Origin of the sequence: Candidatus Halocynthiibacter alkanivorans (assembly GCF_003333265.1) — a bacterium.
In the GTDB taxonomy this organism is placed as follows: Bacteria; Pseudomonadota; Alphaproteobacteria; order Rhodobacterales; family Rhodobacteraceae; genus Halocyntiibacter_A; species Halocyntiibacter_A alkanivorans.
In genome coordinates this window covers 101861-127982 of sequence record NZ_QOLB01000079.1, presented here as the reverse complement: position 1 = coordinate 127982, position 26122 = coordinate 101861, and the positions used below count along the sequence as shown (strand labels likewise).

Here is a 26122-nt window from a genome sequence, read left to right as displayed (position 1 = left end):
TGTTGAACGCGTGATTGCTGTCGGTTGTGGCCTTGAATTTACGCGTCCTGACAACTCGTATGCCATTCTCACGCATCAGCCGACCAATCCGACGATGGCCAACGTTTAACCCCAGCTCCTGCAATTCGTGAGTCATGCGCGGTCGGCCATAGCTTTGCAGGCTAAGCCGGTGCTGGTCCCTGATATGCGCCAAAAGCACCATGTCATCACGCTGACGTTGACTGATGGAACGGGATTTCCAAGCGCGAAAGCCGCGAGAAGTCACCTGCAAAACACTGCAGAGAAACTCGATAGACCAGATCTTCTTCCAGGTGTCGACAAAGGCAAACCTCACGCCTTTTGCCCTGCGAAGAAGATCGTCGCCTTTTTTAGGACCTCCCTCTCCTCGCGCAGAACCCGGTTTTCCTTGCGCAGGCGGGCGTTCTCTTTCTCTACATCTTCATGTGGGCCAGACATCAGGTCGTCGTTCTGGTGTTGTTGAACCCACTTGTTCAGGGTCGAAACGCCAACCCCCAAATCCGACGCAATCCGGGGTCGCGTCAGGCCGCTGGTCGTTGCAATGCGAACCGCGTCACGCCGGAATTCTTCGCTGTATCTTGGTGCCATTTCTTGTCTCCTTCATTGCGAATATCGCTCGAAAGAGACCGGAACTAAATCGGGACAAGACCAATAGCAGGTGCGTTTTCTTATGATCTGAGCGACGCCCCAAACCTGGACGATGCTGGCGCCCCCCGGCTAAGAAAAAACATTCAGATACAACGCTCTGCGCACCGGCCTGCAAAATAACAGCCATGCGAATAATGCCGAGGCCTGCCGCCGTCTTTAATGCAACTGCGCGCGCACCAGGTAGCCTTCGACCATGTCCTCGCCCAAAGATCGCAGCGCCTCCAGACGATGAAAACCTTCGATCAGCACAAAGCCTGTTTTAGCACTCCGCAGCCGGATCGGAGTGGTCTGGCCGTTTTCCAGCATATCTTCGGCAATTTCTTGCACCTTTACCGGGTCGAGCGATTTTTTACGTTTGGCCGGAACGCGGACATCGGAAATTGGGAAAATCTGTTTGATCAACATGGCCCAATCCTGCACCTGTTTGTCCGGCTTTGCCAGCCCGGAGTCAGGCAGATCAACGCAATTTTTTCCTGTCCGGTCTACTTGAGCCCGTGCTGTGGAATATCTCAGACCCTGGACAAGCTGCAGCTGCACTTTTACTGCAGATGCGTGCAGGTCAGCCAGACGTGTTGCCCGAATTTTGCGGCATGCAATTTGAACGCCGTCTCCAGAGACTGCTCAGATGTTCACTTGCCAAGCAAAAGCGTTGCGGTCGCTCCGGAACAGAAGTTCGCGCTACATCGCTGTTAAGCCCATCCGATACGGACCAAATGGCTGTTGAGTTGTTATTTCTTTGAAAACCCACGGCAGCCATTCGCAATTGCGTTTTGCGTGAGGTTCCCTGGATCTTAACTGATATTACCGGAATTTCTGAACCAGAGGATGGACGCCCCGGTCGAGCGTTGTCCCGGCGGTGGTGAATTGCCCGGTCGCATTTCAAGACGGGCAGGAAGACAATGCAACAATCCAATATCGATATCTGCGGAATTGACGTAAACTGCGGGGAGTTGGCAGGACAATTACGTTCTGCCATGCAACAGGTATTGCGAGGCGATATGGCAATTGTTCAGGTACAGGGTGTTCATCACATTACGATCAACGGTGCTGACCGGCAGACCTCGATTGATTTCTGGCAAGGGGTTCTGGGCATGCCACTGGTGCTGGAACAGCCCAATCTGGACAACCTGGAGATCAACCACCTGTATTTTGACCCGGGCGACGGGCGCCTGATCACAGTTTTCACCAAAGAAGACCGCGATCCGGACGCTTCCCCCAATCCCGGGGCACCAGGAAATCTGCACCACCTGGCTTTCATGGTCTCCAGAGCGGTCTATACCCAAGCGGCCAAACGGCTGAAACAAGCCGGGTTCAAAAATTCAGGCGATGTGGACCGGGGCTTCATGGATTCACTCTATTTCCGGGAACCGCTTGGCCAGCTGATCGAACTGGCCTGCTACAAATTTGACCCGCCGCGCGGCTTCAGTCACACGGATGTTCTGGTACGGGCCCATCGCCTGCGTGTTGCCAATGGTGATTTGAATGTTTCTGACAGGCATCTGGCGGATGCACTAGATGAGCTGTCTCAAGATGTGCCCCGGATTTGACAACCCGTGACATGTAAAACATTCACCAGAGGGAGGCTTGTCAGTTCGTCGCGGGCTTCTCCCCGCAGTCATTGCGCGCAACAACCTGCCGGTCGGTGCTTACCGCTGGACGTTATGATTGCTTCACCGGATCTGTCTATTTTCTCTTCAACTCCGGCAGATCTCCGTGACGCCAGGACCCTCATCGCATTGCCCAACAATAACCGCCTGTGCCCATCGGTAATTTTGCATGCTTTTGTCGCTCCTGTCCGTTCTCCCGGCCAGGAAAGTAACAAGGGAGAACTCTGCCTTACAACGGGACGCATTGCTGGGGGCAGAACAACAACCGGTCGGACAGCTACTCTGGCTTATTGTCCTTGTCGCCAAGGTGTTTGGGCAGGAGATCAATCGGCAGGGGAAAAACCACAACCGATGTGCGATCCCCGGCAATATCGTTAAGGGCATTAAAATAACGTAACTGCATGGAGTTAGGCTGCGTGGCCAGCATTTTCCCTGCCTCAACCAGTTTTGCCGCCGCCTGCTGCTCTCCCTCAGCATTGATGACGCGTGCGCGGCGCAACCGCTCCGCTTCTGCCTGTTTGGCAATGGCGCGCACCATGCTTTCATTGATGTCCACATGCTTGATTTCAACATTGGCAACTTTGATGCCCCAGGTATCGGTCTGCCGGTCGAGAATAGCCTGAATATCAACGTTCAAATTCTCCCGTTCCGCCAGCATTTCGTCCAACTCGTGTTTGCCCAGCACCGATCGTAACGTGGTTTGCGCCAACTGGCTGACGGCTGAGGCAAAATTCGCGACATTGATGATGGCCCTTTCCGGGTCGACGATGCGGTAATAAAGCACCGCGTTGACCTTCACCGAAACATTGTCGCGCGATATCACGTCCTGGCTGGGCACGTCTTCGACAATCATGCGCAGGTCAGTTCGCACCACCTGCTGTATAATTGGAATGATGATCACAAGCCCCGGTCCGCACACCCGGGTAAACCGGCCAAGTGTGAACATAACGCCCCGCTCGTATTCGCGAAAAACGTAGACGGCTGCCGACAAGAACCAGAGAACGAGGCCCAGGCCAAGAAGGTAGGCGATCGAATTGAAAATAATGAATTCCATAGTGAGACCTCTCCTTTCTAGCGTTTTCTACTGTTCGGATGTTGAACCGGCCGCGCCGTCAACTTGAAGCGTCAGCCCTGCAATGCCCCGGACGCGAACGGCGGTTCCCGGGGCGAGACCGCTCATCCCGCTGGCGCGCCAACGTTCACCTTCGGCCCAGACATAGCCACTCTCTTCAGACCATTCGATAACGACTGCGTTTTTCCCCACGATGGGGTTTTGGCTGAGCGCCGGTGCACGCCGGTAAGCGCGCATCGTGTAGCCAAGGAGGACCACTAATATCGCGGCGCTGAGAGCCGCCATGGTTCCGATTAACCACCAGGAGACACGGAAGGCGGGGAAATCGGTATCAACCAGCATCGCAGATCCAAGCACAAAAGCGGCCAGGCCGCCAAAACCCAGAATGCCGAAACTCGGCGTAAACGCCTCGGCCACCATGAAGGCTATTCCCAGGCCGACCAGTGCCAGACCGGCATAGTTCAAAGGCAGTTGATTGAGCGCGTAAAGCCCAAGCGTCAGGCTGATGGCCCCAACAACACCCGGCACCAGCGCACCGGGATTCCAGAACTCGAAAATTATCCCGTAAACGCCGATCATCATCAGCACCAGAGCGAGATTTGGGTTTGACAGAATTGCGAGGACGGTTGTGAGCGTGTCCATTTCGATCGCCTCAACCACAAGATCACGGGTCGAAAGCACGCGGTCTTTGCCCCCGACAAGAACCGTACGCCCATCCAAAGCCGCTATCAATTCCCCGACATCCGCGGCAACAAGGTCGATCACATTCATGTCAAAGGCGCGCGCAGAGGACAGGCTGGCCGCGTCGCGTACCGCGCGCTCCGCCCAGTCCGCATTGCGACCGCGCATTTCTGCGAGGCTGCGGATGAATGCAACCGCATCGTTGGTTGCCTTTGCAGTCATTGTCGAACTTGCTCCGGGCGCTGCTGCGGGCCGGTCTTCCCCGGGGGTATCATTTGCTGAACTGTCCGGCTCTGCCGTCCTGTCCGCAGGTTTTTCTTCTTGCGCCGGCGTTATTCCGGGCAGGCCGCCGATCTGCACCGGCGTGGCGGCGCCAAGATTGGTGCCCGGTGCCATGGCAGCCACATGGGTGGCATAGAGAATATACGTGCCCGCACTTGCCGCATGTGCCCCGGGCGGCGCGACATAACCAATGACCGGAACCGGAGAGGCTATAATTTCCTGAATGATGTCGCGCATCGCGTCCACCAGGCCGCCAGGTGTATCGATACGCAAGACGAGAACCTCTGCCTGCCGGGCGGCCGCAATCCCGATGACCCTTTCGATGTGACGCGTAGACGCCGGACCTATCGGCCCTTCCAAAACGGCAAGGATCGCCACCGGCCGGGAAATCTCACCAGCACTATTCTGGCTGAACGCCAAAGTTGCCGCTGCAAAGACCAACACCGCTGCGAAAACGAGACGACCCAGCCATCGAAAAATCGTCATTTTTTTCTCCTGGCACTTTAATGTAAGCCTTTTTGCCCAGTGCGACAGCTCTCTTCCGCTAAGTATCTGACGAGAAAGGGATCCACGCCCCGACCTGGTCGTCAGATCAGCTTTCAGCTGGTTTGCAATGCCGCGGGTCGGACACTCTGGACTGCGCGGCGGTGTCGGAGCTAGCAGAGCGACCCATATCAGAAAGTAAGGAGCTGTGATTGCCCGGGCGAATTGACGTGTTGGCCTATGAACCAGCGCAACTTCAACTCCATCGATATGCAGGCATCACGGCAAAGGCGTGGTGCAAGCGTCTGGCACGTCGTTTTTTTGGGAGATCTGTGTCCGGTCACTCTGCCGTTCGCAAGCGGTTGATCACACCGGCCAGAGGATGAGCGTGATGACACATGGTGCCGAAATGGCAGCGCTGTGTCGAAAACCGCGCCTGCATGAACCGGGATGGGCAACCTCTGCACGAAACAGGTCGCTGCCCCGACCTCGGCGCTCTGATGTCTGCAACAGTCGAAATTGGCCGGTATCCAGCGTTAAAAACGGGGCAACGTCGACAAAAGGCAGCTATGTGCTAAGTTAGTATCAAATTTCCGCACCTTCAGAATTCCATTGGCCACTGGCAATCCGCCGGCAGCCGTACACAGAAGGGTAAGTGCTATGATCAAACTCTACATCGCAACCGCACTGGTGATCAGCTTTTCGGCTCCGGCTTTCGCCGGGCATTGTCCGAGGGATGTAAAGCGAATTGATGAAGCTATTCCCATGACCACGGAGCTTACAGCCGAGCAACTGGCCGAGATCATGACGTTACGGGACGAGGGTGAAATGCTGCACGGAAGCGGCAGTCACGGCGACTCACTCAGCGTCTTACACGCGGCACTGCTGTTGCTTGGCATCGAGCCGCATTGAACGCGGCAGGTTTTCTGTTGGAAACGTGCTTGCGCCCGGTTTAGGGGGCTATTGCATGGCATGGTGATTTAAAATGATCACTTTGCCTTTGCTCCGGCTTCAAGTTCGGTTCAATTTCCCGAACCTACCAAAACTTGTCTGCACGCAACCCGATCCAACTGTGAAATCTGTACACGATGATGATGCGCCAGATATGATATAACCGGGCCAGCCAACTGTCATGCTTTTGTGCAAGCGTGAGGCCCCGGACCATCCTGCTAACGAGCGAATGATGTCTACGGTTTGATCTGAAATGTTGCTCGCATATGTCGACCAGCCTTGCTGAAACGCCGTTGGAGTTGCGCAATGAAGGGGTATGCTCCGTTCTTTGTGCCAGGCCCAATTGATGTGACAGCGCCAGGCTGATTGACAGTGCGCGCGCGCATCCGTTGCTGCGGGCAAATTCCACCGCGCCGGACAAATCATTGTCAGACGCGGCTGAAACGCACCGGGAGAAATCGATAAGTTTTTTCAGGTTCTCCCATGAGTCTTTCGAAAGTTCCAGTGCGAGAAAGACGATTGCATCACGGGCGCTCAGGACCGGCACCGTCTGATCGTCAAACAAGGCACTGGCACAGCGAGAGATTGCCTGATCAATGCAAAACCGCAAATTGTGCCGCGGATGGGCAAGGTTCCAGTGCAACTCAATATGAATGCCGTAATCAGGTGACCAGATATCATAGTGGTGCAGGTGCTTCAGGGATGTTTGCAGCGAAACATTCCGACGGATGTATCCCCGTTTCTCCAACATGGTTACGACAGAGGTTATGTCTTCCTTCCTGAGATAGACATCTACGTCCTTGGTTGTTCGCACGACTCCCTCGTCCCGGTACAGCACGTTCCACACCACTCCTTTCGCGATGAAAAAATCCACGCCATGCGCATTCAGTACTCTCGCAATTTCAAGGGTTTGACGCCGGACCGCCCGCAATGGGACAGGATATCGGTGCAAAAAAATATGCATGGCCCGCACGACGTCATCAGGGATGTCGAGATTTTCGCTTTCAATCGCAAAAAGCAATTCTCCGACCACTTCATTGTCGATTGCGAATTTGATTGCGGATTCAAGGTTGATCCCCGCCGCAAGAACCTTCCGCGCATTGCCGGGGTGCTGCGCTACGCAGTCCAGAACAAAATCTATTCCCGGATCGGTTTCTGGCAAGAGACACCTTTTTGTGTTGTGAACCGGTCGGGACATTCCGGTCTGGTTTTAAAACCGGCCTGGCCCAGGACATGAGCCGGTCCGGCGGATTTGAAATCAGGCTTCTGCAGTTTCTTCCGATTACAGAAGATGCAGCCGCTTGTTGCTGTGCCCGAACTGTCCATCTTTGCATATACTGGCGATTTCATTCACAGCTTCATCCAGTGACGAGAAGCATAATTCATAACAGGTCACACCGTAAATCCACTCAATGATCTGGTCGACCATTTGCGGCGTCAAATCTGCGCGCCATGCATTGCAATCCTGAACCAGCCTTTGAAGCGCATCGATATGCTCAACACGTCGCAGTTCGGTTGGTTGCTCCGGACTGTAGGTTGGAAATACCATCCACCGCGCCGGGCGGGCCGTATCCCGCGATCCGTTCCCCCGCCAGGCAGGCACAGGAAGGTATTTAACTTCTTTGCCGTCAACTCGCTGATAAGGTTTGATTTTCGACAGGGCTGGATACATTGTGGAAATCAGATCCCAGGCACCAGACTTTAAACAGGGGCTCAGCGGAACCGCGCGGATATGCATGGTCTTCATTTCAAGCAAGGCAGTTTCGTCGGAAACATAGCCAAAGCCATTGAGAGAGAGCGCCAGTGTTAAACAGGTTTTCCCGCTCCCTGCCGGTCCGGGCAGCAGCAACAGTTCGTCACCAACACTCAGAACCGCCGAATGGAAATATGCGCCGAATTCAATCCGGTTGATCGCGGTCACCAACAATGCACTTTTTAACTGGGGGATCAGCTCGTCGACCGACCGCCCCGACTCGATTTCCTGACCATCGGCGAGGATTCCGTAGCCCCCGCCGCGCCGGACAACATCCATCACAACGTCACAGCTTTTGTCAGGTTCGGAAAATTGCGCCATGACCTCTTCCACGGCGTCGCGAAGATCAGCGCTGGGGTAATAAACATGGAACTTTGTGCCCAGAATTTGAAGGCTGTGCTGCGGGCCTCTCCTTTCAGGGGGGGTGCTCCTGCGTGGGAGCGGCGTTTGCCCGGGCTCAGGACGCGACTCTACAGCCTCATCTGCCCCCCCTGCCAGCAGACCATGATCACTGAAATTTTTGAGGGTCAGGTCAATTTCGTTCCGCGCATGCTCTTTGGACCTGCAGTACTCAGAACTGTAATCAGAAATAATCTCTTCAGGTCCCTGGCCATCTTGCAGACAGCACCAGATATACGCCGCCGCTGGATTGAGCCGGATCAGATCGCCACGTTCAGCCTGTAGCAACAGAGCGTCTTTCCCAATCAGGTGGATGGTGACGTCTTTGTGCGGCGCAATTGCTGATCCCATAGTTAACACGCGCTCCCTCAAACCGGTTTGACGCAACTGACCAAAACCGTACTGGCGAAATATTTGATTGTCCCTACTCTCGACACCGTTTTGTTTGCAATCTGACGGGCCTTTGGCGGGCAATTGTAATCAAAGCCAAAGCATTTTATGCGATCAATGCCGCCTGGGTTTCGTTGCCACACCCGGAACAATATTTCAGGCGGATTGACTTCTATTCCGTAGACTTACCGGCACTATTGTTAGCCTGCCGGGTATCTCTGATACAGGCTGAAAATTGCTGCCCGCACAACGCCCCCTGACGCAGGCACGACACACTCGGCATCCACGGCGTTTCAGGCCACAAATTTCACGTAATGTGCAAACGGACATATTTCCTGAGGCCGCGGGCCAGTACGATTCGTACTATCATATGATCTAATCGTCTTATTCGTCGTCTTCTTCGTCGTCTTCTTCATCGTCATCATATTCATCGTCGTCGTACTCGTCGCGGATAATGGGTCCATCCATGTATCCCGCAATTGCCTTGCCAGGAATTACCGTGGTCGACATCAGCAATGTGACTGCAGGTACAGCACCTGCGATCTTGCCTGACCGGGCCAGAAAATCTCGTCGTGTTACGCTGTTTTCGCTTTCCGCATTCTCCATCTGTACCTCCCGTTTATCGCCTTATGAATAAGGGGATTGTACTATTTTTGGGCCGATTTTTCAATGTACATGCAAAGGGAAAAACCTGCGGTTGTATTGACTGAAACATCAAGCACCAAACCGGTGTCTGTCCCGCGCGGTTCTGCGATAGCCTCTGCCAACTGCGTGGTCATAACGCGCGCCCGGTCCCTGTGCCACAGGCTGCGGGGCAGCGCGATTCTACCTTCTGCGACCTCTGCGGCCTCTGCGGCCTCTTCTGCCCCCGTGCGAACGGTTTCCCCCCTTTGGCTTATAACCCGAGTGATTATGCGTGTATGATGCAACCGCGCTGTTTGGAATGCTCGTTGTCGACAGCAGCAGTGTGACAGCCGGAGCTGCACCTGCAATCTTGCCTGACCGCGCCAGGAAATCGCGTCTTGTTACACGGTGCTCAATCCTTGAGTCCCCCATCTGTCCCCCCAACAATCAATTAATGAATGAGGGAATTGTACAATATATCAGCCGTTTTTTCAATCTGTATGCAAACGGAAGTAACTGTGGCGACCTGGCCAGGTGCAGCAGATGCATTAAGCCTCTTCCGGCACAGAGTTTGCAACGTCCAGCTCTGCACGCCGTACCAGTCCTTCACTGCGACTGTTTCCGGATTGATTGCTGGGTTGCGCGTGACCCGGGACACAGCCCGTTGACGGGCGCGGAACACACGCTGATTATTCGCAGGAAAGCCGCCACCACATTTCCCCGGCAGTATGGGCCACAAGGCTCAGAATTCCGCCTTTGAACATTCACAATACTTTCCCGGTCGTTTTCAGTTTCCTTCCCGGGAGCCGAAACCGGCGTCATAAATCGACGGGGGTTGACGGAACGTTTCCGGAATTATTGACCGGAAATGGTCGCCATACTATGCTCAGTCAAAAGTTTCGGGGGTTATCCCATGATATTGAAACTTCTGCCCACTCTGATTGTCGCTGCGTCGCTCGTATCCACACTACCGTCACAGGCAGCTCGGTTTGAAGCCGCCGTCATCGGCAATGTGCGGTATCCTGCGGCGCCGCTCGCCAATGCTGCGCGGGATGCAAGCTCTGTCGCTGCGGCCCTGGCAGAGGCCGGTTTTTCCGTTTCCGCCTACTTCGATGTCGAGCGGGCTTCTATGGACAGCATATTGGCCGAAATCGGTGAGCAGTTCAGGGGCGCTGATCTGAGCGTGTTTTATTATGCCGGGCATGCATTCCAGTACAACGGTCAGAACCAGTTGCTGGCTGTGGATGTCGACGAGCTCACCGCCGAGACGATCAATGAAAAACGGGTGCCGCTTACCAGTATCCTGGAGGCAACAACGCCTGAAAAGGATGATCCTGGTTCCGTTGCATCGCTGCGGTTGATCATCATTGATGCCTGCCGCAATGATCCGTTTTCCAGTATCGACGACGCGTTTTCTCAGGGGCTATCCTTTGAGGAAAGCGGCGATGCCCAGACTCTGATCGCCTATTCGACCAGTGCGGGCGAGCTGGCGTTTGACGGTCCGCGCGGCGGCAACGGTCCTTATGCTCTTGCCTTCAGCCGCGCGTTGCGGCGCAAAGGTATTACCGTGTCTCAGGCGCTGCGCTCGGTGCGGCGGGACGTGCGGATTGCGACTGAAAGCCTGCAAATCCCCTGGGTGGTCGGATCCACAGAAACTGACCCACAGTTCAAACCGGCCTTTTCGGACACGATAGCCAGGGAAACCGTGTCAGCGAGAGCCCCGAAGCTGGGGGATGTTGTGTGGTGGTTTCTGCGCAACGAACTGACTGCCAACACTCTGTCCGATTTCATATCTGCCTTCCCCGGCAGCTCTTTTATTGACCAGGCTTCGCAACGGTTGCGCGACATTCAGATTGTCAGGTCGGACACCAGCCGGCAGCTCGTTCTTGCAAACGGGGCGGTCAGCTCGGCAACAATCCTCGAGCTGGAACGTGCCCGGACGGTGTTTGAGACCCAGGTGGGGTTTCAACCCGACACAGACATTCCGGCCGAATTGTTCCGGATCTGGCCGGATCGCCTGCCCCGGGTGGAAAACGGGCTGGCACAGCTTGTGACCCGCTGTGATATGCTGGCGTCTGATCCGGCCGATCCGCAGCGGGTTGCGCCGCCGATCAGGGGCGGGCTGGTCAACATACGCGAGGCGGCCCGGGCGTGCGGCTTCCGCCTGAACGAGGACCCGGAGAATCCACGTATCCTGTTTCAGTTCGGCCGCGTCCTGGACCTGGCGGGGCGTTATGATTTAGCACGGTATTATTATTTGAGAGCCTCCGGCCAGGGCTATTCTGCGGCGCTCACCAACCTCGGTTTTATGGCGATCAAAGGCAGGGGCGGAGATGTCGACTACGACACCGCTGCGGCCTATTACAGGCAGGCTGCGCAACTGGGAAATCTGCGCGCCCGCACCAATGTCGGGACAATGTTTGTCAAAGGACAGGGTATGGACCCGGTGCCGGAAGAAGGTGTGCTGTGGTATCGGCTGGCCTCCGGAATGGGATGGGCCAATGCGCAAAATGCGCTGGCGGACCTGTACCGCAAAGGGCGCGGCGTGAAAAAGGATGAGGTCGCGGCTGCCGCGCTGTATCATCTGGCCGCGGCCAACGGTCAGCGCGCGGCGATGAACTCACTCGGCCGCAGCTACCTGGCGGGATGGGGTGTGGAGCCTGACCGCAACAAGTCCCATCTTTGGTTTCAACGGGCAATTGCGGCGGGCGACCGGTTTGCACCGGTGTTTTTCGCCAGGGATCTGATCGCTACAGGTGCCGGATCAGCAGACCCCGACCGGGTGATTGATCTGTTTAAGCTGTCTGCCGACCGGGGTTTCCGGGACGGGTACCGCGAACTCGCGCGCCTCTATCTTGACGGGGTGGTTGTGCCGGCAGATCCGATAAAGGCCTATTTCAACGCAAGATTGGCGGAGATCGGCAAGGTGAAAAACATTGAGAAAATTCTCGCACGCGCCCGCAATCAGTTAACTGAAGGACAGATCGCGGTTATCGAGCGCAGAGTAGAACAACAGCGGCGCCTCAATGGCATATAAGCCCAACTCCCCGGCTGACACGCCAGCGCTGACATGCCCGTCACTGGCAGAGAAGGCGTTCCAGTCACTGACCGCCACGATTGACGCCACAGAGAACAGGTATATCCGGTCGCGTGGGCTTCTGGACGGGCCGGACAGAACGGCCGCAAAATTTGTTGCGGGTCAGAGAGACAGACTGTCGTCAGCGCTCAGCGAAAACGAAACGCAGCCGTTTTTACACTGGGCTATCAGCAACAGATCTGGCCTGCGCCGCGTGACCCTGAACGCTGCTGCATGGTTCGCGCTGATGCAACAGGCTTGGCAGGCGGCGCTGGATCTGACCAATGAAGTCGTGGCCCGGGATCACCACGACCTGTTGGCGCAGCGGATTTCTGATGCGGCAACGGAGCAGTCCACTTCGCTACATTTGCCTGTTGACCGTTGGCTTGAAACCCGCACCTGCCCTGCCCCGTTCCGGCAAATCGAAACCCGGACCAACGGCAGTGTTCATTTTTGCTGTTCGGCCTGGCAACCCGTCACAATCGGGTCACTGCGTGATAAAGAAAAAGATTTCTGGAACTCGAAACGCGCAAAAGCCATCCGGAAATCGGTACTGGAGGGCGATTTCAGCCATTGCAGCCGTTGGAATTGTCCTGCCATTGCCGGTCGGCGGTTGCCACCGAAGGAGCCGGACAAAAACCTGCCACAGCAAGATGAAGATCCGCTCCACGTGGAAAAAGGCCCCGACCGGGTCATCCTGTCCCATGACCGGTCCTGCAATATCCAGTGTCCCAGTTGCCGGACAAAACTGATCAACCTGGCGCATCGAAAATCCGAACGGCTGGACAAGCTCTTTGAAGAACGGCTGTTACCTCTGGTGGCGGAAGCGTCCCAGGTGAAGGTTACCGGCTCCGGTGACCCGTTTGGCAGCCGCCATTTCCGTTTCGTTCTCAAAAAACTGACTTCAATGGGAACAACCGGGCGGCGTATTCAACTGCACACCAACGGGCTGTTGGCCGATGAACGGGCCTGGGAGGAGCTGGATCTCTGGGACCAGGTGTCCTCCGTCTGGGTGTCTGTTGATGCCGCCAGCGCTGAGACTTATTCGGTCGTCCGCCGCGGCGGACAGTTTGATAAACTGCGCAAAAACCTGGGATTCCTGGGCATGTTGCGGCGCACCGGATCCATCGACAGCTTTCGTCTCGATTTTGTCGTACAGCAACAGAATTTCTGCGAAATCGGCGATTTTGTACGTCTGGCGGTCAAAAGCGGGGCGGATGGGGTCTATTTCCTGAGGTTGCGCAATTGGGGGCATTATTCCGCCGATGAGTTTCGCAAAATGGACGTATGTTCGGAAGAGCATCCGGAGCACGATCTGTTGCTCAGACACCTTGCTGATCCAGGGCTGCGCCAACCCGGGATCGAACTTGGCAGCATGACCGCTCTTGTGGATCAGTCCCGCCAAAAATATGAACAACTGTTTCTCTGATGCGACGGCTCTTACTTGTTTCCCTGAAGCGGAGCGGCACCAACTGGCTGCAGGATATCGTAAGCCAGATCCCCGGCGTCCTGGGGCTGCGCGAAATCTTTAACCCGCGCGGAGCGTTTGGTCTCAGGACAGGAAATTCCATTGCCCTGAAACATTTGCGCAATGTGCTTCAGGATCAAACTCTGGAAGAAGCTTCGAGCAACCTGATGAGCTGGATTCATGCGGATCCGTTGCGGGCATTGTCTGAACTCGAGCATTGCGCGCGGGAACATGGGCTGAACCGGGTGTCATTTACGCTGTTCGCCGATCAATTGCCTGTACCGGCTGTCGCAGCGCTGTTGAGCCATCCCCGCACAGACGTTGTCATACTGACGCGCGCGCAACTGCCACGCTATGTGTCTTTGCTGAAAGCGCGATCGCTGAACGTCTGGAAACGGCAGGACACCACCGGGTTTAAACCGGTGGTAGACGTCCGGAAGTTTGCTACTGAAGCCCGTCATGCCCGGTCCTGGTTCAATACTGTCGCCACGATATTGAAGCAGCATCAAGCACCGCGACCATTAATTTTGTCTTATGAACAACACGTTCTGCAAGGATCATCAGCACTTCTCAATGAGCTGAGGCAATCGGAACTGGGGTTTCCAACCTGTGATCCAAAGCGTGAAATCGGTTCAAGTTTTTTCAGGCAAGATCTGAACGACAATGTAATTGATGCGATTGAAAATGGGCCAAAATTCCGGATGGAACTGGAAAAAGCTGATCTGCTGCACGAAGCATTCAGCCAGCCGGTAACAGCGGCAGACTTTGGACCATAATCCAGTGGCCGCGGCATTGCTGTATGTCAGCCCGCCTTTGCGGCAATGGTAAATTCTGCCGGGCTTTGCGCAACAACAACTTCTACATCAGGCGCCCAGCTGTAGCGGATGCGGGCGATGCGCCGCTCCAGATATGTTTGCCAGTCCAGCGCTGGCTGAGCCTGGCAGATTTGCTTGCCAGGCAGTGCCTCGACCATGCAGCCCAGTCCGGCCGCTTTGGTGAAATTGAGCGTATCAGTGACCAGAACGCACGTGTCCAGCGCGCCCAGCGAGGTCACCGCTTTCTCAACCTCTGCGCTGTCCGGGCAGATATCCAGTGCCCAGATAAGACCGACAACACCAGAGACCTTTTCCGATGCCAACAGGATAGCCTCAGAACTCCCGGGGCGGCGTTTATTGTTGGCGCTCCGGATCAACAGCAGCATTGCACGCTGCAGGTGACGGGAAACCTGAGGGGGGATTAACTTCATGAGAGCACTACCGGTTGTGTTTTAGCGATCAGAGAAATCAGCCTGGCAGCGTCCTGCGCCCCGCCCCAGTCATGGTCTATGGTCCGCATCCGGGCCGTGAGTTGTGCGCGCAGTTCGGGATCTGCAGTGAGCCGGTCTAAACCGCGTCGCAGTGAAAAAGTATCATTCACCCGGGCAGAAAGCGCCCAGCCCGCGCGCTGAGCGTAATCAGCCCGAACTTCCTGCAGATCCATCTCAGAGGCGGTATTCGGGACAAAAAGACAGGGAATGGCACCCGCAATGATTTCATGGAAACTGTTATAGCCGGCGGCGCTGATGGTGAAATCAAATGCTTTCTGGAATTGGAATACCGGATAGATGGTGCGCAGGTGATGATGGGGATGTACTGGTGCAACGCTATCGGTTCGCGCCGGAGACAGAATTTCGACAACGTGCCTGTCGGGGTCTGACAACAGAGTTTCCAGCGCCATTTCCCGCGCCGGGTTCATATCAAAATTAGCGCCGGCGCCCAGCTGCAAAAGCGCGATTTCCGCATCCGCTGGCAAATTCAACAGCCGCCGGGCAGCATTACGCCCAAGCAGCTCGTCAACCGGGACCGGCAGTATTGTTGGCACTGCGACGCTCCAGGGATCGTCTGCGCTGTCATTTCGCGGGTCCGCGGCGGCGCAAATCTCCCCGGGGGAAATGACCAGATGAAATTTCTTTGCCCGACCAGCGGTTTTTTTATCCCGGTGCCGCCACATAGACCGGCGCACCCAGACACGCGCGATATGCGGATGGAGATCCAACGCGTCCAGCAACCCACGATACGGAACATTGCCATCAAAAACGACCGTTTCCGGACGGTAGAATACAAGCGCCTCCAGAACCTCCTGGTAAAACCATCTGTTCCATGATTTGGGATCCACACCAAGCTGACGGTGATACGGCCGGTACTCCGCGCAAAACCCAGCTTCCTGGGCAAAAGTCACCGCCTTTGACAAAGAAAAGAAGTTTGTTTCGACATCCGGTGGCTGCGATTTGGCAATGGCCAGTTGCCGGGACAAGTGCCCGACCCCGACACCATTTGAGGTAATGGTCATTACACGGGTGGGATTGAGTGCGCGGAAAACGTGGCGCGGGGCCGCAGTTTCTGTCTTCACATCACCGACAAGCTCTGCATAACGCCGGGCGTATTGGTCAAGCCCAAATCGCGCCTCGACACATTTGCGTGCTTTGTCGCCTTGTTTTATCCGCGCCGCAGGATCCTGTCGCAGATGCTGATAGACTTTGACCGCATCAGCGGGCTCAGCATAGATCGCTGCGTCGCCGAACAAAGGTTTGAAATGCGGCGGCAATACAGTGGGAAGACCGGACGCCAGGGCCTCCAGTATATTGTAGCCAAAAGCCTCACTCCAGTGATCATGGTGAAAATAGGAATAGGCGTCCAGCTGGCGCAAAAAGGATTGCACCGCCCCTCTCGCAAATGGTCTGGCTTGCCAGTTAGACGCCCAGGGCGCGAAAGCGGTCATGATTTTCTCGTCGACGCCTAGCATGCGGAACGAAAACTCTGCACTGTTTGGGTAGACCAGCCGGGCGCCATCCTCATCGGGCCATTTTAACAGGTCCGGTCTGGAGTGCCGCCCGATCACCATGCGATCGATCCTGGGGCGCAGGTCAAGTTGCGGCCACGCTTCTGTGTCGATCAGATTGTGCCAGTTGTTGTGCCAGAGCGTGTCGCTATGCCCGTTGTCTGCAAAACTGTCCCGGACCACAGGCCCGACGGGAAGCACAACCGGCTCCCGGTCAAACTCGTGGCGGACAACGTTCAGAAAATTCTCAAACTGGAATTGCAGCCGTCCCAGCGGATCGGTCAGAGGATGATGGGCAACCATTGCTACTTTCGCCGCCAGGATGGAGATTTTACGCAGCGATGGTTGGTTGAAAAGCGTCGGGTGATAAATCAGTGCCAGACGCGTGCGAATATCCCGCCCGGCCGAAAGCAGTTGCACACCGAGCTTGGATATAAGAGCCAGCACATCCGGATTTGGCGGGCGGCGGGAGATCAGAACAGACGATTGAACCGGGCAGATCGCAACACGCAGACCGGCCTGTTTTGCCGCCGTGACTTCGTTGATGAGGGCCGTTGATGTCCCCCCGGGAAACCTCAGGTCTGCCAGGAAAAGGATGTCAAGCTGCACTCCGCCAACGCTCAATATGAAGTATCGTCAGAGGGAGCAGTGTTCCTGCCCGGGTATAATGTTTTGCCGCTGTTATCACCATCTGGTGCGGTCAAATTCAATCCGCATGACGCAGCAAGCATCACAACCGACAGTTTTGCAAAAAGTTTTTTAATCCGCGCCATAACAATTCACCTTTAAAAACCCACTTGAGACTAACCTTTTTTTTGATTCAACACAACGAAGGCGCGCGGCGATGTTGTCTTCGCCCTTTCTCCCCGTCCAATGCGATCCGCATCCTGTTCGCCCGCTCTCTTGAACCGGGGGGTTTATCAGCCCCCTCTGCGCGTCACACGCCTGATGGTTCGGCGAACTTGCCAGCGGATTGACGTTCGATTCTGGTTGCCCGTCTCATCCCCCGACCCGTGCTGCGCGCTGATCCGGAATGCGCCCATATCAAATACCGCGAGTTGGTCACGCGGGTGCTGTGGTCAGACGATCACTGATAAATGTGGTGCCGGAATGCGGGTAGTCTACGCTCAGCTTGACTGCGGATGTAACCCCCATCGCTGCAGAATCTGAACCCGCAGGATGACCTCAAATCAGCCCGCGTTCTCAACAATACAGCCTGAAAACGACCTCCGCTGATCGCTGGCAGAAGCTGCGGTCCCGGGCCCCGGTCGTGTGCTGGCACCTGAGCAACGTCCCGGCAAAATAGCAGGGATTACAGCTGATCCGATGCCGCGTGGCGGCCAGTGTCCCCCGCCAAATCATTGCTCTGGCGGGGGAAGGAACATTCAGCGCTTAGCCGATGATCTGGTTGAGTGTCGCAGACGGGCGCATCACCGCAGCCGTTTTGCCGGCCTCACCGTGGTAATAGCCGCCGGTGTCAGCAGCCCCACCCTGCGTCGCAACGATTTCAGCCTGAATGGCCGCTTCATTCTCCGCCAGGGTCTGCGCCATTGGCGCAAAATGCGCCGCCAGTTCCGCATCAGCCGATTGCGCCGCCAGAGCTTCGGCCCAGTAGCGGGCAAAGAAGTAGTGGCTGTCGCGGTTGTCAGGCTGGCCAACTTTGCGGCCCGGGGACTTGTTGTGGTCCAGAATGCCTTGGGTCGCCACATCAACCGCGTCGCCCAGCACTTTGGCTTTGGCGTTGCCTTTGACCTGTGCGAGATATTTCAGACTTTCGCCCAGGGCACAGAACTCGCCCAGTGAATCCCAGCGCAAGTGATTTTCCTCAAGCAACTGCTGCACATGTTTGGGCGCAGATCCGCCGGCACCGGTTTCAAACAAGCCGCCGCCGTTCATCAGTTTCACAATCGACAGCATTTTGGCCGAGGTGCCCAGTTCAAGGATCGGGAACAGGTCGGTCAGATAGTCGCGCAGCACGTTGCCGGTGACCGCAATAGAGGTGTCGCCCTTGCGGATGGTGCCAAAGCTGACACGTGTCGCTTCGCGTGGTGCGAGGATCTGAAACTTGTCAGCAACGCCAGCCGCCGCCAGCAGCGAGGTGACATATTTGAGAAGCTCCGCATCGTGGGCGCGGCTCTCATCAAGCCAGAAGATCGCCTGGCAGCCTACCAGCGCCTGACGGTCAATCGCCAGTTGCACCCAGTCTTCAATCGGGGCCTGACGGGTCGAGGCCGAACGCCAGAGATCGCCTTTTTCGACGTCATGCTGATGCAGCACGTCGCCATTGGCCACAATCATGCGCACGGTGCCGTCGGCGGGGATTTCAAACGTAGTGGGGTGCGAGCCGTATTCTTCGGCCTTTTGCGCCATCAGGCCGACGTTCTGCACCGTGCCAGCGGTGGTTGGGTCAAGCGCACCGTTTGTTTTACAGTCGTTGACCGCCTCTTCATAGACGGCAGCATAAGAGCTGTCGGGGATCACGCAGTTGGTGTCAGCCGCGTTGCCATCGGGGCCCCAGCCTTTGCCGCCTGCCCGGATCAGCGCCGGCAGAGAGGCATCGATGATAACATCAGACGGCACGTGCAGGTTGGTGATGCCTTTGTCGGAATTCACCATGTAAAGCGGCGGGTTGTCCGCCATCACAGCATCAATAGCCGCCAGAATTTCGGTGGCTTTTGGCGAGGCTGCAACACTGTCCAGCAGCGCGCCAAGACCGGAATTCGGATTGGCACCCGCCGCCGCCAGATCGTCGCTATACTGGTCAAAAACCGGCTTCAGGAACGCCTTGACCGCGTGACCAAAGATGATCGGGTCTGAGACTTTCATCATCGTGGCTTTCAGGTGGATCGAGAACAACACACCAGAAGCCTTTGTCGCGGCAATCTGTTCCAGCAGGAACGCACCGAGCGCTTTGGCCGACATGAAGGTCGCGTCCACAACGGTGCCGGCAGGAAACTGCAGCCCGTCTTTCAGCACCGTTACAGTGCCGTCCTGAGCCGTCAGTTCGATCCGGGCTGCGCCAGCCTGTGCCGGCGTCAGTGTGGCCGATGTTTCGTTGGCGCGGAAATCATTCGCGGACATGGTTGTAACGGTGGTTTTGCTGTCTGCAGCCCAGGCACCCATCGAATGCGGGTTCGCCATTGCGTAATTTTTAACCGCAACTGCGGCGCGGCGGTCAGAATTGCCTTCTCGCAGAACCGGGTTCACTGCAGAACCTTTGAGCCCGTCAAAACGCGCACGGATGGATTTTTCTGTATCCGTTGCAGGCACCTCGGGATAGTAAGGCAGATCGTAGCCCTGCGATTGCAGCTCCGTCAGTGCGGCGACGAGCTGGGGCACGGAGGCCGAAATATTAGGCAGTTTGATGACGTTAGCTTCGGCGGTTTTGACCAGTTCGCCCAGAACGGCCAGATCATCTGACTGGCGCTGTGCCTCTGTCAGTTTTTCCGGAAAGGCGGCAATGATGCGCCCGGCAAGGGAAATGTCCCGGGTGCCGATAGTGACACCGGCGGCAGCAGCAAAACGCTGAACGATCGGCAAGAAAGACGCAGAAGCCAGTTCCGGTGCTTCGTCAACTTTGGTGTATACGATATCGGGATTGTCCATTTTCGTCATCCTGCCTTTGACCTTCTGAAATTTATGCAAGCACTATACTACCGGGGCTGTGAGGTCCACCGACAGCATATTTTCTCTGCGATACCAACTTGTGGCACCGCCACGCGCGGCAAATATTGACGCCAACTACGGCGTCCAGGCTGCAGAAATGTGCCCGAGGCAGACTTCGCTGAACCTCACCGGAGGTCGGTTTTGTCAACTCACCTGGCGCTCAGGCGCAGCGCAGAGAACAGCGGCTCTTCGGGCAGAGCAGCCTCTGTAGACTGGGCAACCGGACACTGGCCTTACGCCAGCCCGGGGCGAATTGTCCGAACAACAGGCCAGGCTCAGGAACTTCTGTTTGTTGCGTTCCGGAGAAACGATTGTCTCATTGTTCTCAGAACTTCCTGGCGTCAGCGCCTGTCCTGACGAATGGTTGTTGGGCGTTTGATGCCAAAATCCGTTGCCGGGCAGTCGATTGCAAAGCGGTCAATGAGAGGGGATCTTGCGCTGCGTTTGCGGATGGCAATGTCCGCCCCGGGAGTGTTTCATGCCCTTGCCATCCAGCCATTCAACCCGTTCAGCAGCGATGTGGTTGGAACGGTCGCCGGGGCTGTCGCGGACCCGTGGCGCAATCATTGGCAACTTGCTGAGCAGGTGCGGCATGTGCACGACGTGCCCCTGAGCGCATCCTGAAGTCTGTAAAGCCTGTTCTCGCGTGTCCGTCACGTCTGCGGCTTTCATATTCGTGCAAAGTTTCCACGCGATGAAGTAACCGCTGCTGGCGCTGACGTCAGACATTGCTGAACCTGGCCGAACAGTTGGGTAATGTGTCGAAATCCAGTCATGGCTGGCGTTGCGTTTAAGTCGCCAGAGAATTCGGGCGTTCACTGAGCTTGAAATATCTCCGCATCCACACGGGAAATTTCGGCCTCGTACCACGCAATGGTATTGTCTGGATCGTTTTGATAGGCCTCCGCAAAAGAGTCCGGAGCCTCTGAGCGTTCATCATACTTGGTTGACCAAACCATCATACCAATAAGAACGGGCAGGATGTCGCGGGCCTTTCTTGTTGGAAAGTAACATACCCGGCTTGCTTTGCGGGGGTCGGTTTGGCGGTCCAGCATACCCGCTGCTTCAAATCGCGACAGCCGGTCTGCAAGGATATTTGTAGATATGCCCTCGGGCGAATTATAAAAATCGCTATAGGTTCGCTTGCCGTGTAGCAAAACATCTCTGAGCACAAGAAAACACCATTTATCCGCGAAGATACCCGCAGCGTATCGGGTGGGGCAGCCGTGCCATCCGGGTTTTGGTGCTTTGCTCATACTGTTCCATAGCACAGAAAAATTCACTTGCAATGTGCAAGTACAACATTTACCAGATAAACACTTGCAAATCACAAGAGGAATTTTCCGATGCCCACACCCTTCGTTTGGTTCGACAACATTGGCGGGAACCGGCCCGCGACAACTGATTTTCTAAAAAATGCTTTTGGCTGGGCCCCCGCAGATATCGGTCCCATGACGTTTTTGACTGCAGAGGGCCAGGACAAGCCCTTTTCAGCCACCTGCGATGCAATGGACGGCGTTTCCGGTTGGGTGCCCTATCTTGAAGTCGATGATCTGCCAGCTGCGGTGGAAAATGCCCGTCAGCATGGGGCCGAAGTCATTGCCGAAAATCTAAAAGGCCCTGCAGGTGACGCAAGTTTTATCCGCGATCCGGGCGGCAGTGCCATGGCGCTTTGGAAACGCGCACCAGGAATGTGAGGATCTGAACCGTGACAAAAACACTCCTGGCTGCAGCGGGTTATATCGTGATCGTATTCCCGCTGGCATTTGCCTGGCACCTCGGTGTCTTTAAAGAAAAATACCAGGATTTTGGCTATTTCGAGGGTGAACCCAGTGTGGCACTCGGATTGGCGACGATCATCATTCAGGGCGTGGCCCTCGCATTGATTTACCCGCTGTTTCACACTGGTAGCGCCGGCTTTGTGAGGGCCTTTCAGTTCGCTGGATTGATGGGCCTGTTTTTTTGGACGTCCCATGTTCTGGCACTGGTGGCAAAGCAGAATGTCCCGGATGCGACCGGTTTTATTGTGATGGAAACAGCATATCTCTTCGCCCAGTTCGGCCTCTTTGCAATGCTGCTGGGTCTAATTTACCGTGGAGCGGAGTGAAAAATCAGACATCAATATGTCCCGGGTGGTGGCGACGCCACCCCGGACCGTTTGGGAAAGTTGGGCCGATCTTGGAGGGATTGTCAAATTCTATGCTGAGGTCTGGTTTTGCCCCGATATAGTTCTGGTCTCTCTGGAGCAATATTCGCAATGAAAGAGACAAGAGATGGCATCAGGATACAGCGGCAAATTCAGACGTGATGCGGTTCGCGTTGCGACGCGTTCGATGGATAAGGATTGATCCAGCGGATCCGGGGAAGCCATATCGGGTGTCTCAAATGGCAATCCGGCGGGCGATATGGCCTCTGGCCAGTTTCAGGACAGGTTGCCGTTCTTGGCCCAGGGGGGTGATGTTCTCCTGATGATTCCCGCACCTGCCGAAAAATGCGCCAGGTGCGGGGTGCGGTCTAGATGAAACCAACGTCGCCGGAAGTCATCGGCAGATGGGTGATCCTCGGGCCAGAGACGGCGATGGCATTGGCCAGCGCGGGGGCCGACGGCGGTGTGCCGGGTTCCCCCACGCCGGTCGGGGCCTCAGCCGACGACACGATATGCACCTCAATTGACGCGATGTCGCCGATGCGCAGCGGCTCGTAATCAGGGAAATTCGACTGATCCACCTCGCCATCGGTGAGGGTGATTTCGTCGCGCATCACGTGACCGATACCGTAGCCGATACCGCCTTCCATCTGCGCCCTGATCACATCCGGGTTGACCGCCAACCCGCAGTCGATCGCACAGGTCACCTTTTCAATCTTCACATTGCCGTCCTCATCGCGCGAGATTTCAGCGACCTGGGCCGCAAAACTGCCAAAGGATTTGTGGACAGCGATGCCCTGGCTGCGCCCCGGATCAGACTTGCCCCAATTACCCTTGTCGGCAGCCAGTTTCAGCACCCCGGCCAGGCGGGCCTGATCAGAGCCGCCACCTTCCAGCAAAGCCAGGCGGAATGCGACCGGATCGCGCCCGGCAGCCCTGGCCGCAATGTCCAGCATGGTTTCCATCACAAAGGCGGTGTGGCTGTGGCCCACTGAGCGCCACCACAGCACCGTCGTGGCCTTGGCAACATCGCTCAGCCCAACAAACCGGCCGGGGATCTGATAGGGCGTGTCGGCAGCCCCCTCGACCGAACTGAAGTCCACCCCGTCTTGCACAAAAGCACCCTCAAAGGGCGTCCCTTTCATAATGGATTGCGCCGCGATACGGTGATCCCAACCGGTGATTTCGCCCGCTGAATCCAGCCCGACGCGCACCTTATGCGCCACGGCCGGACGGTAATACCCGCCACGAATGTCATCCTCACGCGACCAGACCAGTTTGACCGCTCGGCTGCGGTCGGTCATCGCAAAAGCAAGGCCGGCTTCAACCTGGTAGTCGGCTGTGGGGGTGGAGCGCCGCCCGAAAGACCCGCCGGCAAACATTGTCTTGATCTGGATTTTCTCCATTGGCAGCTGCAGGATCTGCGACAGCGCCATATGCGGACCGGTGGGCGTCTGTGCGCCATCATGCAGGATGATACCACCATCCGCCAGCGGTTCGATCGTGCAGGTCAGCGGTTCCATCGGAGCATGCGCGAGCAGCGGGAAATAGAATGTTTCCTCCAGTATCTGCGCCGCACCGTCGATTTTTGCGGCGGTTTCATCCCTGCTGGTGGCGGTGATCGCATATTCCGGATCGGCATTCACCGCCGAGATAAGCTGGTCGCGGATCTGATCCGAGCTGCGGCTTTCGGCGTTACTGATATCCCATTGCACATCCAGAGCGTCGCGTGCCTGCAGTGCAGCCCATGTATGTTCTGCATAGACGGCAACGCCTGCCTTGTTTGGCAACGTGGCGGCGCGGATAAAGCCGGTAATCCGCAGCGCATCGCTGTCATCAAAACTGGTAACAGTCGCGCCCATACGCGGGGCGCGGGCAATCACAACGACCATCTGGTTGTCCAGCTGCATGTCCATCGCAAATTTGGCGGTGCCGTTGATCTTTGGCGGTGTATCTTTGCGCCGCACCTGCGCGTTGCCAATCAGCTTAAATTCGGCGGCATCTTTCAGACGCGGATCTGCGGGGGCATCCAGGGTTGCGGCAATTGCCACAAAATCGCCAATCGGAGCGGATTTGCCTGCGCCGGACACCACACCGTCCTCGATCATCAGAACGGATGGATCGGCACCCCACTCCTGCGCGGCTGCGGCAATCAGAAGCTCGCGGGCGGCGGCGCCGGCCTGGCGGTACTGCATAAAGGAATTTGCCATCGCGGTTGAGCCGCCGGTGCCCTGGAAGGCGCCGAACATCAGGTTGTTATAGACCTGCGGGTCGGAGGGCGCGAAATCATAGCCGATTTGCTCCATCGTGACGCCAAGTTCTTCCGCAATCAGCGTGGTCAGGCCCGTAGCCGGCCCCTGGCCGGTTTCAAAATGTTTCACGATCGCCGTCACCCGGCCATCCGCGCCAATGCGGATAAATGGGGTCAGCATGGTGGTTTCCGCGGTGCCCGAGGCGAGCACGCCGTCCGGGCGAACGCCCAGGACCAGAACGGCAGAAGCGGCGGCGGCGGTTTGCAGGAATCCGCGGCGGGAAGTGTTCACAGTCATATCAGGCCTCCATGATCTCAGACGCGCGCAGGATTGCGGCCCGAATGCGTTGATAGGTGGCGCAGCGGCAGGCATTGCCATTCATGTACTCGTCGATGTCCTCAACAGTGGGCCTGGCGTTTTCGCTCAGAAGCCCTGTGGCGGACATGATCTGCCCTGACTGGCAGTACCCGCACTGCACCACATCCAGCTCGGCCCAGGCCGTCTGAACCGCGGCGGCGGCCCTGGAACTGAGGCCCTCGATGGTGGTGATTTCGGCGCCTTCGACATCTTCGATATTGGTCTGGCACGCGCGGACGGGTTCACCATCAAGGTGAACCGTGCAGGCGCCGCAGGCAGCCACGCCGCAGCCGAATTTGGTGCCGGTCAGTTTCAACTCATCCCGGATCACCCACAAAAGAGGCGTGCCGGGTTCGGCCGTGACGCGGTGCGTCTGGCCGTTCAGGTTCAAGGAAATCGTCATAATCTGTGGTCTCCGTTGGGGCTGGCGGGATCTGTCAGGATTGTTCTAAGGTTTGCGCAGGTCCACGCTTGATGGCCTCCGCATTGCTCACGTCGATGGCAGCAACACTCACATCGACCATCCCATCTGTTTTGGTTGTTTCGAAATTCATTCATGTGCCTCCTCGGATGGTGCCTGCGGTGAAGCGCAATCACAGGCTCATGTTTTGCTTCATGGCGCCTAAAAAGGTCTCGTCGTCCTGTGCCTCGCGTTGGTCCAGCAGGGCCACGGCATCCGCCCCGGCGCGATAGCGCAGCGTCGAAGTGCCATCTGTGACCGCATTCCAGATCACCTCGGCGACGAGCTCCGGTTCAGAGCCGTAACCGCCATTAGCGGCCGCGGCCATATTTGCCTTGGCGAGTTGCACGACAGGCTGGTATTCCAGCATGCTTTCGTCATTGTTAAAGTCCAGAGAGCGGCCGGCAAAATCGGTTTTGATCACGCCAGGTTCGACGATTTTCATTTTGATACCCAGCCGGTCAAGCTCGTAGGTCATCGCTTCAGAGATGCCCTCAACTGCATATTTAGTGCCATGGTAAATGGTGCCAAGCGGGAAAGTCATCTTGCCGCCGATCGAACTGACGTTCACGATCACGCCCGCCCCGGCCGCACGCATATGCGGCAATACGGCTTGCATCGTTGCCAGCAACCCAAACACATTGGTTTCAAACTGCTGCCGGATACGATCAAGAGAGAATGCTTCCAGCGGCCCCCAGGCGCCGTAGCCGGCGTTGTTCAAAAGCGCATCGATTTTTCCAAACCGCTCCAGACCGGCGCTGACAGCCGACTTGACCGAGCTTTCGTCGGTGACATCGAGGTGGGTGACCAGCACGTTTTCCAGCCCGGTCAGCTCCGTTTCATCATTTGGGCGGCGCATGGTGGCGACCACATTCCAGCCCCTGGCCTGAAAGAACTTTGCGGTTGATTTGCCGATCCCCGTGGAGGCTCCGGTAATCAGAATAGTCTTAGTCATGTCGCTTTACTCCTCTG

21 protein-coding genes and 1 pseudogene are annotated in these 26122 nt (G+C 56.5%); 7 read left to right on the top strand and 15 right to left on the bottom strand.

Going from position 1 to position 26122, the window contains the following annotated elements; translation table 11 throughout:
- Both DWA01_RS23525 and DWA01_RS09120 read right to left on the bottom strand, forming a co-directional pair.
- Nucleotides 1-606 (bottom strand): annotated as a pseudogene (locus DWA01_RS23525) (IS3 family transposase); the annotation flags it as partial.
- Nucleotides 607-822: 216 nt separating this feature from the next.
- Nucleotides 823-1203, bottom strand: a complete 381-nt coding sequence (locus DWA01_RS09120; RefSeq protein ID WP_235008490.1) for a ParB N-terminal domain-containing protein — start codon at nucleotides 1201-1203, stop codon at nucleotides 823-825.
- A gap of 461 nt (nucleotides 1204-1664) precedes the next feature.
- Between DWA01_RS09120 and DWA01_RS09115 the strand changes: the two genes are divergently transcribed.
- Entirely contained in the window at nucleotides 1665-2213 is a 549-nt protein-coding gene (locus DWA01_RS09115; RefSeq protein WP_114285531.1) for a VOC family protein, read from the top strand.
- Between the two features lie 337 nt (nucleotides 2214-2550).
- Here DWA01_RS09115 and DWA01_RS09110 read toward each other — a convergent pair whose 3' ends face one another.
- Together DWA01_RS09110 and DWA01_RS09105 are read right to left on the bottom strand one after the other, a co-directional pair.
- On the bottom strand, nucleotides 2551-3327 hold the full coding sequence (locus tag DWA01_RS09110; RefSeq protein ID WP_114285530.1) for a slipin family protein: 777 nt from the start codon (nucleotides 3325-3327) through the stop codon (nucleotides 2551-2553).
- Between the two features lie 27 nt (nucleotides 3328-3354).
- The gene (locus tag DWA01_RS09105) at nucleotides 3355-4794 is read right to left on the bottom strand and encodes an NfeD family protein (protein WP_114285529.1); all 1440 of its coding nucleotides are present in this window, start codon (nucleotides 4792-4794) and stop codon (nucleotides 3355-3357) included.
- A gap of 657 nt (nucleotides 4795-5451) precedes the next feature.
- On the opposite strand from DWA01_RS09105, the gene DWA01_RS09100 reads away from it, so the two are divergent.
- Nucleotides 5452-5703, top strand: a complete 252-nt coding sequence (locus DWA01_RS09100) for a hypothetical protein (protein ID WP_114285528.1) — start codon at nucleotides 5452-5454, stop codon at nucleotides 5701-5703.
- Between the two features lie 124 nt (nucleotides 5704-5827).
- Here the strand turns inward: DWA01_RS09100 and DWA01_RS09095 are convergent, their stop codons facing one another.
- The 3 genes from DWA01_RS09095 to DWA01_RS09085 form a co-directional block, all read right to left on the bottom strand.
- Entirely contained in the window at nucleotides 5828-6904 is a 1077-nt protein-coding gene (locus DWA01_RS09095) for a nucleotidyltransferase family protein (protein WP_160115995.1), read from the bottom strand.
- Between the two features lie 120 nt (nucleotides 6905-7024).
- A complete protein-coding gene (locus DWA01_RS09090) occupies nucleotides 7025-8368 on the bottom strand; it encodes a PqqD family peptide modification chaperone (RefSeq protein WP_136057708.1) in 1344 nt (447 codons plus the stop codon).
- Between the two features lie 300 nt (nucleotides 8369-8668).
- The gene (locus tag DWA01_RS09085) at nucleotides 8669-8890 is read right to left on the bottom strand and encodes a hypothetical protein (RefSeq protein WP_114285525.1); all 222 of its coding nucleotides are present in this window, start codon (nucleotides 8888-8890) and stop codon (nucleotides 8669-8671) included.
- 931 nt (nucleotides 8891-9821) lie between these two features.
- Here DWA01_RS09085 and DWA01_RS09080 point away from each other — a divergent pair.
- The 3 genes from DWA01_RS09080 to DWA01_RS09070 all read left to right on the top strand — a co-directional run bounded on the left by DWA01_RS09080 (nucleotide 9822) and on the right by DWA01_RS09070 (nucleotide 14228).
- The gene (locus DWA01_RS09080; RefSeq protein WP_160115994.1) at nucleotides 9822-11945 is read left to right on the top strand and encodes a caspase family protein; all 2124 of its coding nucleotides are present in this window, start codon (nucleotides 9822-9824) and stop codon (nucleotides 11943-11945) included.
- A 286-nt stretch (nucleotides 11946-12231) separates the two neighbouring features.
- Nucleotides 12232-13413, top strand: coding sequence for a radical SAM/SPASM domain-containing protein (locus DWA01_RS09075; RefSeq protein WP_160115993.1), 1182 nt, complete (start codon nucleotides 12232-12234; stop codon nucleotides 13411-13413).
- A complete protein-coding gene (locus DWA01_RS09070) occupies nucleotides 13413-14228 on the top strand; it encodes a sulfotransferase domain-containing protein (RefSeq protein WP_114285522.1) in 816 nt (271 codons plus the stop codon). Before DWA01_RS09075 ends, DWA01_RS09070 begins: the two co-directional genes overlap by 1 nt.
- A gap of 26 nt (nucleotides 14229-14254) precedes the next feature.
- On the opposite strand, the gene DWA01_RS09065 is transcribed toward DWA01_RS09070, so the two are convergent.
- The 5 genes from DWA01_RS09065 to DWA01_RS09045 form a co-directional block, all read right to left on the bottom strand.
- On the bottom strand, nucleotides 14255-14698 hold the full coding sequence (locus DWA01_RS09065; protein WP_136057707.1) for a hypothetical protein: 444 nt from the start codon (nucleotides 14696-14698) through the stop codon (nucleotides 14255-14257).
- Nucleotides 14695-16893, bottom strand: a complete 2199-nt coding sequence (locus DWA01_RS09060; RefSeq protein WP_235008489.1) for a hypothetical protein — start codon at nucleotides 16891-16893, stop codon at nucleotides 14695-14697. Before DWA01_RS09060 ends, DWA01_RS09065 begins: the two co-directional genes overlap by 4 nt.
- 768 nt (nucleotides 16894-17661) lie before the next feature.
- The gene (locus DWA01_RS09055; protein ID WP_114285519.1) at nucleotides 17662-19884 is read right to left on the bottom strand and encodes an NADP-dependent isocitrate dehydrogenase; all 2223 of its coding nucleotides are present in this window, start codon (nucleotides 19882-19884) and stop codon (nucleotides 17662-17664) included.
- A gap of 468 nt (nucleotides 19885-20352) precedes the next feature.
- On the bottom strand, nucleotides 20353-20664 hold the full coding sequence (locus DWA01_RS22935) for a hypothetical protein (protein WP_136057706.1): 312 nt from the start codon (nucleotides 20662-20664) through the stop codon (nucleotides 20353-20355).
- Nucleotides 20665-20750: 86 nt separating this feature from the next.
- The gene (locus DWA01_RS09045; RefSeq protein ID WP_114285517.1) at nucleotides 20751-21191 is read right to left on the bottom strand and encodes a winged helix-turn-helix transcriptional regulator; all 441 of its coding nucleotides are present in this window, start codon (nucleotides 21189-21191) and stop codon (nucleotides 20751-20753) included.
- Nucleotides 21192-21386: 195 nt separating this feature from the next.
- On the opposite strand from DWA01_RS09045, the gene DWA01_RS09040 reads away from it, so the two are divergent.
- Nucleotides 21387-21632, top strand: a complete 246-nt coding sequence (locus DWA01_RS09040; RefSeq protein WP_136057705.1) for a VOC family protein — start codon at nucleotides 21387-21389, stop codon at nucleotides 21630-21632.
- An 11-nt stretch (nucleotides 21633-21643) separates the two neighbouring features.
- Complete coding sequence (locus DWA01_RS09035; protein WP_114285515.1) at nucleotides 21644-22042, top strand: hypothetical protein; 399 nt, start codon at nucleotides 21644-21646, stop codon at nucleotides 22040-22042.
- A gap of 407 nt (nucleotides 22043-22449) precedes the next feature.
- Here DWA01_RS09035 and DWA01_RS09030 read toward each other — a convergent pair whose 3' ends face one another.
- From DWA01_RS09030 to DWA01_RS09020, 3 genes are all read right to left on the bottom strand, one after another.
- Complete coding sequence (locus DWA01_RS09030) at nucleotides 22450-24630, bottom strand: xanthine dehydrogenase family protein molybdopterin-binding subunit (protein ID WP_114285514.1); 2181 nt, start codon at nucleotides 24628-24630, stop codon at nucleotides 22450-22452.
- 1 nt (nucleotide 24631) lies between these two features.
- Nucleotides 24632-25093 carry a (2Fe-2S)-binding protein gene (locus tag DWA01_RS09025; protein WP_114285513.1) on the bottom strand — a complete coding sequence of 154 codons (462 nt, stop codon included), beginning with the start codon at nucleotides 25091-25093 and terminating at the stop codon, nucleotides 24632-24634.
- A 190-nt stretch (nucleotides 25094-25283) separates the two neighbouring features.
- Complete coding sequence (locus DWA01_RS09020; protein WP_114285512.1) at nucleotides 25284-26105, bottom strand: SDR family oxidoreductase; 822 nt, start codon at nucleotides 26103-26105, stop codon at nucleotides 25284-25286.
- Between the last annotated feature and the right edge of the window lie 17 nt (nucleotides 26106-26122).